This is a genomic window from Halarchaeum rubridurum (assembly GCF_014647115.1).
In the GTDB taxonomy this organism is placed as follows: Archaea; Halobacteriota; Halobacteria; order Halobacteriales; family Halobacteriaceae; genus Halarchaeum; species Halarchaeum rubridurum.
The window spans coordinates 274,763-286,147 of sequence record NZ_BMOO01000003.1 but is presented as its reverse complement, the minus strand read 5'-3'; the positions used below and the strand labels follow the sequence as shown (position 1 = coordinate 286,147).

The window sequence follows — 11,385 nt, the reverse complement described above, 5'->3', positions numbered from 1 at the left end:
AGTCATCGCGCGCGAACGTTCGAGAGCCGACGAGCCGCCCAGACCGCGGCGTCGGTCGCGCGCGACGGCGCGACGGAGAGTGCGAGGAACACCCAGAGGCGGGGGTCGGTCGGGCTGTCGCAGAGACCACGTCGGGCGTGGGAACGAGCGTCGGCCCGCTCGCCGTACCGGAGAAGGGCCTGCGCCATCTCGCGGTGGAAGCGGGCACGCTCCGGGACGGTGAACTCGCGGTAGACGCACCGCGGGTCGCCGTGCACCTCCTCGGCGGTCAAGGACGTGTTGTTGAGCGCGCGCGCTCTCGCGAACGCCGCGTAGAGTTTCACCGTTTCCAGCTCGGCGCCGTAGATGCTCTCGCCGTGGAGGCGGAGATCGTATCGGACTGCCTTGAGGTTCCGAACCGCGTGGCGGCGGGCGAGCCGGAGCCAGAGGTCGTAGTCCTCGGAGAACTCGAAGCGCTCGTCGTATCCACCGAGTTCGCGGACGATGCCCCGTCGGAACGCAACCGAGCCGTGAACGAAGTGATTTTTCTCAAGGAGGTCCGGAAACGTCGGTTGGGGCTTCGTCCGACGGACGTCTTTCACCGTCCCGTCGGTGCGGAGAATCCGCGCGCCCGTTCCAACGAGAGCGACATCCGGGTTCTCGTCAAGGAAGTCGACTTGCTCTTCGAGCCGATGAGGATGCGACTGGTCGTCAGCGTCCTGACGGGCAACGTATGGCGCTCGGGCCTCCCAAACACCACGATTGAGCGCGCCCGGTAGCCCTCCAGTGGGGTCGTCGCGCTCAACGACTCGGAAGCGGTCGTCGCTCACCCTCCGGACAATATCGAGCGTCCCGTCTGTTGAGCCGTCGTCAACGACGACGACTTCAAAGTCGGTTAGCGTCTGCTCGCGGAGGCTCCTGATAGCTCCTCTGACGTGGAATGCGGCGTCGTACGTCGGGAGGACGACGGAAATTTGGGGGTCGCTCACCCGTCGATCACTCCGTACAGATACCCCATACCGACGAACACCGTGAAGACGTAGAGCATCACGAGTTGCGCGAGGTTTGCGAACGACGGTTGACGAACGACGTCACGCGCGTGTGCGGGTGTCGCCCCGAAGAGCAGATGCCGCAGGAACCCGATTTCCTCGCCACCCGAATCGGGCAGAATCGTCTCCATCGCGCGCTTCGAGTAGCCCTGCCAGAACGCGCGGTCGCAGAGCCACGATGGGTCGGTTCGGTAGTCGAAGACCTTGTGCTCGACGACGGCGTCGGGGTTGTACCAGACGCCCTCGCCGTATTCTTCTCGCATCCGCGCGCAGAGTTCCGTCTCGCCGCCCTGCAGGTTCTTCTCGCCCTTCCGGCCGCCGATTTCGGGGTTGAAGCCGCCGAGGTCGTCGAAGACGTCGGCGCGAAAGGAGATGTTCGAACCGAAGGTGTTGCGGACTTCGCCCTCGCCGTCGGCGAAGCCGCGGTGGGTAACGCCGACGAGCCAGTAGAACTCGGCGGGCAGGAACGAGGGTTTGCCGGCGACCCACCGCGGCGTCATCTTTCCACCGGCCGCAATCGCGTCATACTCCTCGTAGCTCGCGACGAGCTCGGCGACCCAGTCGGGCGCGGCGACGGCGTCGGCGTCGATGAACGCGACGACGTCGCCAGTGGCGTACTCGGCACCCCGGTTGCGGCTCACGAGCAACCCCTCGTTCTCGTCGTTGCAGTGGACCTGCACGTCGGGATGATTACCGTAGTCGTCGACGACGACGTCGTAGACGTCCTCGTAGCCGTCGACGACGACGACGAGTTCGACGTCGTCGTGTGTCTGTGCGAGCACGCTGTTCGCGGCCTCCTTGAAGTGATCGTACTCGTCGAGGGTGTACGTACAGAGGACGACGGAGACGCGCATTCGCCTACCCGTAACGTGAGGAGCGTCAAATGGGTTTCTACCGGAGTCCCCCTCCCTCGAAGCATCTCTCGACGCCCTCAAACTGCCGTATATGACAAGGCTTATCCTCACTTTCCGTCTCCACGCACACAATGAGTGACGATACCGACCGGTCCGCCGGCCCCTCCAGCGGCGGGCGTTCGGTCCTCGACATCGCGGCGGACTGGTATCCGGTCCCCGTGGTCGCGCTCCTCATGGCGTTCATGCTGTGGGTGCGCGGGCAGTCCTGGCAGAACTTCGTACGGGACGGACAGGTGATACTCAGCGGGAACGACCCGTGGTACCACCTCCGGAGCACGATGTACGTCGTCCAGCATTGGCCGGCGACGATGCCGTTCGACGTCTGGACCGAATACCCGTACGGCAACAGCGTCGACCAGTTCGGCACGCTGTTCGACCAGTTGATGGCGACGGTCGCGTTGATTCTCGGTGCCGGGAGCCCGAGCGAGCACCTCGTTCGCTTGGTCGTCCTCTTCACGCCGGTCGTCGTCGGCGCGCTCGTCGCCATCCCGACGTATTACCTCGGTAAGCGGCTCGCTGGCCGTGCCGCGGGCGTGCTGTCCGTCGCCGTCCTCGCCTTCCTTCCCGGCCTCTTCCTCCAGCGGAGCCTCGTCGGCACCGCGGACCACAACGTCGCCGAACCGCTGTTTCAGGCGTCGGCGGTCGCTCTCCTCCTCGTGGCCTTCTACGTCGCGGAACGTGACCGACCGGTCTGGGAACAAGTCCGCGCACGCGAGTGGGACGCGCTCAAACCCGTCCTCGGGTGGAGTACGCTGGCCGGTGTCGCCACCGCCCTCTACATGTGGGTGTGGCCGCCGGGCGTCCTCCTCGTCGGCATCGTCGGCGTCTTCTTCCTCCTGAAGCTCGCGAGCGTCCACCTCAACGGCGGGAGCCCCGACCACCTCTCGATCACGGGCGCGACGAGCATGGGCGTCACGGGTGTCCTGCTCCTCCTGCCGTTCGACACAGTCGGGTTCGCTGCCACGAGGTACTCGCTACTCCAGGTCGTCGGCGCGTTCGGCGTCGCGGCCGCTTGCGTTTTCCTCGCGTGGCTTTCTCGCACCTTCGAGGCCCGCGACGTCGACCGTCGTGGATACCCGCTGGCGGTCCTCGGGATCACCGTCGTCGGTGTCGGTGTCGTCGCACTCGTCCTCCCGGACGTCTTCAGCTCGCTCTTCAGCAACTTCACGCGGTTCATCGGATTCGGCGGGACCGGCACCCAGCGCACCATCGGCGAGGCCCAGCCGTGGCTCGGGAGCCTCTCGAACTACGGCGGGTCGCGCTTCGCGCTGTTCTTCAGCCAGTACGGCCTCGCGTTCTTCGCGATGCTCGCCGGCCTCGGGTGGCTGCTCTGGCGGCCGTTCGTCGAGGCGAGCAGCCGCAAGCGGTGGTTCGCCGTCGTCGCGTTCGTCGTCACGGCGGTCGTCTCCCTGCTGCCCGGTCTGCTCCCGACGATTGCGGGCAACCTCGGGCTCAACCCGACGTGGACGGGTATCGTCGTCGTCGGCGGGCTGCTGTTCGCCTCGGTCGTCATCGGCGACCACGACGCCGAGAAGGCCTTCGTCGTCGTCTGGACGCTGTTCTTGATCGCAGCGGCGTTCACGCAGGTGCGCTTCAACTACTACCTCGCGGTGCCGGTCGCGGTGCTCAGCGGGTACGCGGGCGCGACGCTCCTGCGCTCCGACTACGTGAACATCGGCGCGGTCCGCGACTCGGTCGACGACGTCGAGGCGATCCACGTCATCGCCGTCGTCGCGGTACTGTTGATCCTGATCGCGCCGCTCGCGGCGTCGGTGACGCTCACCACGGACCGGGGCAACTTCCAGACGACCACGGCGGTCCAGACCGGCGCGTCCGCCGGCCCCGGCGGCGTGACCGGGTGGGCACCGATGCTCGACTGGATGGAGGACAACACGCCCGCGGAGGGCAACTACGGTGGTGCCGGTAATGCCGACCAGCTCGACTACTACGGCACGTACCACCAGACGGACGACTACGACTACCCCGAGGGCAGTTACGGCGTGATGAGCTGGTGGGACTATGGTCACTGGATCACCGTCCTCGGCGAGCGGATTCCGAACGCCAACCCGTTCCAGGGTGGCGCGACGTACGCCGCGAACTACCTGCTCGCGCAGAACGAGACGCACGCCAACGAGATTCTCGACTCGAAGGGCGACGCGGACGAGAAGACGCGGTACGTCGCCGTCGACTGGCAGATGGCCGCGGTGAACTCGAAGTTCAGCGCGCCGACGGTCTTCTACGACGACCGCGAGGGCGTCAGCCAGTACGACTACTACCGCCCGCTGCTCCGCCAGACGCAGAACGGCGGCTATCAGCTCCAGGCGTACGTCCACACCCAGAACTACTACGAGACGATGATGGTGCGGCTGTTCCGCTACCAGGGCTCGGCGATGTCGCCCGAGCCGATCGTCGTCGACTGGGACAACAGTCAGGGGCCCTACTACCTCTCCAGTAGCCAGGGGACGGTCCAGCAGTTCAACACCACAGCGGAGGCGGAGGCGTACGTCGCCAACGACTCGACGTCGCAGATCGGCGGCGTCGGGCGCTACCCGAGCGAGTACGTCCCCGCGCTGGAACACTACCGGCTCGTCGGGCTGAGCACGGAAGCACCGAGCCAGCAGCTCTCGAACATGCCCGCGTGGGCGAAGCTCTACGAGCGCGTGCCGGGCGCGACGGTGCAGGGGAGCGGCCCCGCGAACGCGACCGTCACCGCGTCGGTGACGATGTACTCGACCCAGCAGGGGAAGAGTCAGAACTTCACCTACACGCAGCGCGCCCAGACCGGGCCGAACGGTGAGTTCACGATGACGCTGCCGTACTCGACGACGGGCTACGACGAGTACGGCCCGGAGAACGGCTACACGAACGTCAGCGTCCGCTCGACCGGGAGCTACTCGTTCAGCGCGAGCGCGAACGGCACCTACTGGACGGGCTCCGCGAACGTGACCGAGGGCCAGGTCAACGGCGTGAACGACACGGCCACGCAGGTCACGATGAGCGAACTCGACCTCGCGTCGCTCCTCAGCGGTGGGAGCGGGTCGTCGAGCGGGAGCGACACGAGCAGTAGCAGTGACGGCACGAGCGGGAGTGGTACGAGCGACGGAAGCAGCGGGAGCACGAGCGACACGGCCGCGTCCGTGACGACTCCGACGACGACCGCGCGGGCGGCCTGAATCGCTCGATGAGCCTGCGCGCGTGGCTCGGCGTCTACCTCCGCGGTGCCGCGATGGGCGCCGCCGACGCCGTTCCCGGCGTCTCGGGCGGGACGATTGCGCTCATCACCGGAATCTACGCCCGGCTGATAGACGCAATCGCCGGCCTCGACCCACGCGCGTGTCTCGCGCTCCTCGGCCCCCTCGCTCGCACGCCGGTCGACGCCGACGCGCGCGCGACCGTCCGCGACGAACTCGTCCGGATGGACGTCCCCTTCCTCTGCGTGCTCGGCGTCGGCGTCCTCTCGGCGGTCGTCACCGTGGCGAACGTCGTGCAGTACTTCCTCACCACGCGGCCGGTGGCGACGTACGCCTTCTTCTTCGGACTCGTCCTCGCCTCCGTGGTCGTCCTCGCGGGCGACGTCAGCCTCGGGACGCCGCGACACGTCACCGTCGCCGTCGCCGGCTTCGCGCTCGCGTTCGTCGCGAGCGGCACCGCGGGCGGCCAGCTCCCCGCGAACCCCGTGACGACGTTCTTCGTCGGCGCGCTCGCCATCTGCGCGATGGTGCTCCCCGGCATCTCGGGCTCTCTGATACTCCTGACGCTCCGGCAGTACGACCGGATGACCGGCGCGGTCCACGGCGCGACGGCCGCCGCGCTCGCCGGCGATGCGGGCGCGCTCGTCGCGCACGCGACGACGCTCGTCGTCTTCATGGCGGGCGCGCTCGTCGGCCTCCTCTCCTTCGCGCGCGTCGTCGCGTGGGCCTTCGAGCACTACCGGGCGGCGACGCTCACCTTCCTCGTCGCGCTGATGACCGGGGCGCTCCGCGCGCCGCTGCGCCTCGCGTTCGCGGACGTCTCGGCCATCGACGTCGGCGTCGTCGGGCGCTTCGTCGTCCTCGCGCTCTGCGGTGCGCTCGTCATCCTCGCGCTCGAACGCGCGAGCGGCACCGTCGGCTACTGACGCGGGCGAGCCCCTGAAGGCACTCGCCCCCGTAAGGCGGGTATGGACGACGACGGCGACCACCCGGTGTCGACGGACGCGGTTGAAGAGGTGAGCGCGGCGCGCGACGTCTCCGCCGACCGGCTCGACGCGGCGCTCGCCGCGCTCCAGGACCTCGCCAGCGACTCGCCGGGCGTCGAGAGCGTCGCGGACCTCGTCTACGAGTGGCGCAACGCCTTCCGTGACGACCCGCTCGTCGAGCGGACGGCCGAGGCCTACTACCTCACCGTGGACGAGCGCGTCTGGCGCGACTTCGCGGAGCGCCTCGACTGGGAGTCCGACGTCCGCGAGGCGGTGCGGGCCGCCCATCGGCGCGCGCTCGCCGCGGCGCTCGACGAAGCTGTCGGCGGCGACGACGATAGTGATGGTGCTGGTGCCGCGGACGGCGCGCTCGTCCTCGGGCGCTGAGAGAAGGGAGTCGGGACCGGACCGCGCGACGCTACTCGCCGTTGTGGTGGTGCACCCAGTTCTGGACGGGGATGAGCTCGTCGCCCCCACAGCCGCCGCAGGTCTCGGGTGCGTCGAAACTGCGTTTGCCGGTCGCGGTTCGACGCGGGATGCCCGCGTGAACGAGTTGACAGTCGCCACAGACGTATCGCGCCACGTCCTCCGGTGAGTGTGACATGGGGGGACGTACACGAGCGTGGAGTAAAAACGCTTCCCCCGATACTGGTGTGTAGAGCGCTTCAGAGGCGTCTACGCGGCGTTTCCCGTCGCCGCGGACGGCCGGCTGACTCACCGCCGGAGGTCGTACAGCCTGCGGAAGACGGTGGGGGGAAAGCGGAGTTCGACGCGACTCGGCGAACGGCCCTTCCCGCCGCCGTCGGTCACGCGGACGCGTTCGAGGACGCCGGCCTCGGCGAGCTCGTAGAGGTAGCGCTCGATGGTGCCCGTCGAGAGGGTGATGTCGCCGGCGGCGGCGATCCCTTCCGCGGTCTCCGTGACGGAGCACCGACCGTCGCCGTCGAGGTCGACGAGCGCGCGGAGGACGCGCTGTTTGTTCGCGGAGAGCGCGAGCACTTCGCCGAGCGAGACCGCGGGGCGCGGCACGGAGGTGCATGCGGCCTCGACGTCGGCTTCGCGGAGCCGGGTCGCGTCCGCGTCGGCGGCGCGCTCGGCCGCGGCGAAGAGCGCCGCGAGCGCGTCGTGGGCGTTGCCCTCGGCCCAGTCGGCGATTTGGCTGGCGAGGGCGTGGTCGAGCGCGCCCTGCGCGAGGCCGGCGTTGGCGCGCGTCATCAGCACGTCGATGAGCACGCGACGCCGGTAGGCGTCGATGTGGACGACGTCGGCGGCGGCCGTGTCGAACGGGCACGCCGCGGGGTCGAGACGGCCGATGGCGAGCCAGCGCGCGCTGTCCGGGAGCCCGTCGAGGCGCTCGCGGACGGCGGTCGTGTCGACGCGGGGCGACCCGACGTGGTCGACGGCGACGACGGCACCGCCGGGGGAACGCGCGAGCGCGTCGTGGAGGCGCGTGCGGATTTCGTCGGTACCGACGCCGTGCTCCGGGACCGTCTCGTCGACGACGGCGTCGAGCACGTGACGGTAGAAGGCGAACTCGCTCGCCGTCTCGCGGAGGTCGACGTAGACGAACCGGGGTTCCGTGGACGCCGTCGCGCGCGTGCTCGTGTGGATGGCGGACTGGCTCTGCACGGAGAGGTCGTCGAGACGCGCGAACAGCGCCGTCACGACGGCGGTCTTCCCGGCGCCGAACGGCCCGTGGACGTAGGCGTTCCGCGGGAGGCGACCGTCGAACACCGGATCGAGGTGGTCGAGGAGGCGCTCGACGACCGGTCCGCGTCCCGCGGGGTCCTCGACGTGTGCGACCGGGGAGAGCGCGCCGTACTCGCGGACCAACCGCTGGGAGTCGGCCCGGTGCCGGCGTCGTCGTATCCGCGCGTCGATGTCCATGGTGAGTGTGTTCGTCTCTCTCGTACCGTTCGCGTGTTGAAAAGCCGACGGATTCGGCCTCAGAGGCCGAGATAGCCGGCGTTCGGGAGGACACCGAGGAGGTAGAGGACGCCGACGACGAACATGATGGACGCGATGGCCATCGCGGGCGGGTCGACGTGCGTCCCGGAGTGGGCGTAGAAGACCCGCTGGGCGGCCTCACCGACGACGCCGGAGAGCGCGCCGAAGACGCCGGCGGCGAGCAGCGGCACGAGCTCGCCGCCGAACAGCGGGGCGGCGAGCATCGCGCCGACGACGCCGATGAGCGTGAGGTGGTGCGTGACGGGAATCTTGGCGACGCCGAGGTTGAGGAACAGCAGGCTAGCCGCCGAGATGCCGTAGCCGAGGAAGACGCTCCCGGTCTCCAGCCAGATGTAGCCGCCGAGTATCCCGCCGACGACGCCGATGACCGCGACGTTCAGCCACTTGTACTGGTGGCCGAGCCACGGCTCGACGGCGAGGCGGCCGGCGTTACCCTCGGGGACGTCGTCGGGCTGGTCGCGCGGGTCGCCGCGCTCGAACGGCGTCATGTCGAAGACGCCCTCGCCGGCGGCCGTGCCGACGAGCGGGTAGTCGAAGACGACGCGCGCGACCATCGCGGTGAGGAAGACGGACAGCGCGATGTTGTCGGTCGGGACGCCGAGGCCGCCCGCGACCTGCGTGACGAGCATGCCGAGCGCGCCGAAGAGCGCGCCGACCGCGAGGATGTCGGGCTTGGTGCCGAAGGCGGAGGCGATGTCCTTCCCGAGGTGGTAGTCCCACCCGTTCGGGTTCATCTCGGGGTACTTCTTGCCGACGTACGCGGAGGCGGCGACGCCGCCCGCGAAGGCGACGTGCGGGCCGACGACCATCCCGAAGCCGACCGTCCCGGTGACCCCGGCGGCGAGGCTTCCGTTGATGGCGTCGAGGCCGTTCAACTGGCCCTGGAGGATGTCGATGCCCTCACCGAGCAGGACGACGAAGCCCGTGAAGACGAACGAGGGGAGCGCGCCGAGCGCCGCGCCGAACGCCCCGCCCGCGAGCGCGGTGAGGAGCAGGACGAGGAACGGCTCGACCCCCATGTCGATGACCGGAATCGTCTGGAGTGGGAGGAACATCGCTCACTCCTCCCGCGCCCAGTCGAGGGAGCGCTCGACCGCGTCGTCCCAGCGGCCGTACATCCGGTCCGCCTCCTCCGCGGCCATCTCGGGGTCGAACTCGCGGTCGATCTGCCAGTTCGAGCGGAGTTCGTCGATGGTGTCCCAGTAGCCGACGGCGAGGCCGGCGGCGTACGCGGAGCCGAGCGCCGTGGTCTCGTCGACGACCGGGCGCGCGATCTCCGTCCCGAGGATGTCCGCCTGGAGCTGGCAGAGGAAGTCGTTCTTCACCGCGCCGCCGTCGACGCGCAGGGAGGTGGTCTCGACGCCCGAGTCCGCCTCCATCGCCTCCGCGATGTCGCGGGTCTGGTAGGCGATGGATTCGAGCGTCGCGCGGACGATGTGCTCCTTCTTCGTCCCGCGCGTCATCCCGACGATGGTACCGCGCGCGCGGCCGTCCCAGTGGGGCGCGCCGAGGCCCGTGAACGCCGGGACCATGTAGACGCCGTCCGTCGAGTCGACGGAGCGCGCGAGCTCCGCGGTCTGGGCGGCGTTGTCGATGAGGTCGACGTCTTCGAGCCACTCGATGGCCGCGCCCGTGACGAAGATCGAGCCTTCGAGGGCGTACTGGACGGGCTCACCCGACATCTGGAAGCCGACGGTGGTGAGGAGGCCGTGGTCGGACGTGACGGCCTCGTTCCCGGTGTTCATGAGGTAGAACGAGCCGGTACCGTAGGTGTTCTTCGCGTCGCCGGCGTCGAAGCAGGTCTGACCGAAGAGCGCGGCCTGCTGGTCGCCGAGCGCGCCCGCGACGGGCACCTCGGCCCCGAGGAACCCCTCGGGGTCGGTGTGGCCGTAGTAGTCCTCGTCGGAGGAGGGCCGGACCTCGGGCAGCATCTCGCGGGGGACGTCGAACTCCGCGAGGAGCTCGTCGTCCCACGCCATCTCGTGGATGTCGAAGAGCATCGTCCGCGAGGCGTTCGTGACGTCCGTGACGTGCTCGCCCGTGAGGTTGTAGATGAGCCAGCTGTCGATGGTGCCCATCAGCAACTCGCCGTCGCGCGCCCGGTCGCGGAGGTCCTGCGCCCGCGAGGACTGGAGCTTCAGCGGCTCGGCGTTGTCGAGAATCCACTCCGTCTTCGTCGCGGAGAAGTAGGCGTCGACTTCGAGGCCCGTCTTCGCGCGGATGTCCTCGACGCGGCCCGCCTCCTCCAGTTCCTCGACGCGGTCGGTCGTCCGGCGGTCCTGCCAGACGAGCGCGTTGTGGATGGGGCGGCCGCTCTCGGCGTCCCAGACGACCGTCGTCTCGCGCTGGTTGGTGATGCCGATGCCCGCCAGTTGGTCGGCGTCGAGGCCGGCGTCGTCGAGCGCGCGCGTCACGACGGCCTGCGTGTTCTCCCAAATCTCGACGGGGTTGTGCTCGACCCACCCCGGTTCGGGATAGATTTGTTCGTGCTTCTCGTAGGCGTTCGCCACGACGTCGCCGCCGTGGTCGAAGACGATGAAGCGCGTCCCCGTCGTCCCCTGATCGATCGAACCGACGTATGTTCCGTCCATGGATACCCTCTGGCGACGAATTCTTTACCGCTGTCGCCGCCCTAGCGGTCAATAAATACTAACAATAATAAAGGTTTCTCCGCGAACGGGACCGAGAACCCGCGCACGCGCGCCAGCTCGGCCCCGTGATGGTGCCTCGACGCTGTCGCGTTTCAGAAGTCCGGGAGGTCGTCGGGGGCCTCGTAGTCGGCGTCCCAGTCGACGTAGTCCGCCTTCAGCCGCTCGGAGACGATTCGGCCGAGCTCGGTCAGCTCGGCGTTGATAGCGGAGACGGTGCTCCACGAGTCGAGGTCGGGGTGGAGGTCGCGCTCCTTCCAGTCCTCCGGGAGACCGGGTGCGTGGTAGCCGACGCGGTCCGCGAAGTCGTCCCAGAAGAAGTCGAAGCGCGAGAGCAGGTCGAGGTCGAGGACGATGGCCCACTCGGACTCATCGAGGTCGCTCTGGGCGGCCCACTCGGCGAACGCCTCGTCCCACGCGCCCTCGCGGAGGAAGGCGTCGAGGTCGTCTCGGTGCGTGTCGTTCGCGCCCGAGACGTCCACGTCGTCGTACGCGTTCGGGTCGGTGTCCGTCTCCAACTCCGGCGGCTCGGGGGTCTCGACGTCGAGGCTCATGCCGTGAGAAGGGCGTCCCGGCCCGAAGTAGGTTGCGCCGTGAGGCGACGCGGGTCGTTTACGCACACCGCGGCGAGGGGAATAAACATAAGGTGC

At 68.8% G+C, this 11,385-nt stretch carries 10 protein-coding genes; 3 read left to right on the top strand and 7 right to left on the bottom strand.

Annotated features, from left to right (window positions below):
* Positions 1-2: 2 nt before the first annotated feature.
* Together IEX84_RS07670 and aglG are read right to left on the bottom strand one after the other, a co-directional pair.
* Entirely contained in the window at positions 3-968 is a 966-nt protein-coding gene (locus IEX84_RS07670; protein ID WP_188871529.1) for a glycosyltransferase, read from the bottom strand.
* Positions 965-1,882, bottom strand: a complete 918-nt coding sequence (gene aglG, locus IEX84_RS07665; RefSeq protein WP_188871528.1) for a glucosyl-dolichyl phosphate glucuronosyltransferase — start codon at positions 1,880-1,882, stop codon at positions 965-967. Before aglG ends, IEX84_RS07670 begins: the two co-directional genes overlap by 4 nt.
* Before the next feature lie 131 nt (positions 1,883-2,013).
* On the opposite strand from aglG, the gene IEX84_RS07660 reads away from it, so the two are divergent.
* The 3 genes from IEX84_RS07660 to IEX84_RS07650 are packed head-to-tail and all read left to right on the top strand — an operon-like array spanning position 2,014 to position 6,506.
* A complete protein-coding gene (locus IEX84_RS07660; RefSeq protein WP_188871527.1) occupies positions 2,014-5,115 on the top strand; it encodes an oligosaccharyl transferase, archaeosortase A system-associated in 3,102 nt (1,033 codons plus the stop codon).
* Between the two features lie 8 nt (positions 5,116-5,123).
* Positions 5,124-6,059: a DUF368 domain-containing protein gene (locus IEX84_RS07655; RefSeq protein ID WP_188871526.1), complete on the top strand. Its 936-nt coding sequence runs from the start codon at positions 5,124-5,126 to the stop codon at positions 6,057-6,059.
* 42 nt (positions 6,060-6,101) lie between these two features.
* Complete coding sequence (locus IEX84_RS07650) at positions 6,102-6,506, top strand: hypothetical protein (RefSeq protein WP_188871525.1); 405 nt, start codon at positions 6,102-6,104, stop codon at positions 6,504-6,506.
* 31 nt (positions 6,507-6,537) lie between these two features.
* On the opposite strand, the gene IEX84_RS07645 is transcribed toward IEX84_RS07650, so the two are convergent.
* From IEX84_RS07645 to IEX84_RS07625, 5 genes are all read right to left on the bottom strand, one after another.
* A complete protein-coding gene (locus tag IEX84_RS07645) occupies positions 6,538-6,723 on the bottom strand; it encodes a hypothetical protein (protein WP_188871524.1) in 186 nt (61 codons plus the stop codon).
* Between the two features lie 110 nt (positions 6,724-6,833).
* Positions 6,834-8,006, bottom strand: coding sequence for a Cdc6/Cdc18 family protein (locus tag IEX84_RS07640; RefSeq protein ID WP_188871522.1), 1,173 nt, complete (start codon positions 8,004-8,006; stop codon positions 6,834-6,836).
* Between the two features lie 59 nt (positions 8,007-8,065).
* Positions 8,066-9,142: a hypothetical protein gene (locus IEX84_RS07635; protein ID WP_188871520.1), complete on the bottom strand. Its 1,077-nt coding sequence runs from the start codon at positions 9,140-9,142 to the stop codon at positions 8,066-8,068.
* A 3-nt stretch (positions 9,143-9,145) separates the two neighbouring features.
* Positions 9,146-10,678 (bottom strand): glycerol kinase GlpK, encoded by a 1,533-nt coding sequence (gene glpK, locus IEX84_RS07630; protein ID WP_188871517.1) that lies wholly within the window; start codon positions 10,676-10,678, stop codon positions 9,146-9,148.
* A gap of 152 nt (positions 10,679-10,830) precedes the next feature.
* Positions 10,831-11,289: a hypothetical protein gene (locus IEX84_RS07625; RefSeq protein ID WP_188871515.1), complete on the bottom strand. Its 459-nt coding sequence runs from the start codon at positions 11,287-11,289 to the stop codon at positions 10,831-10,833.
* Positions 11,290-11,385 lie beyond the last annotated feature (96 nt).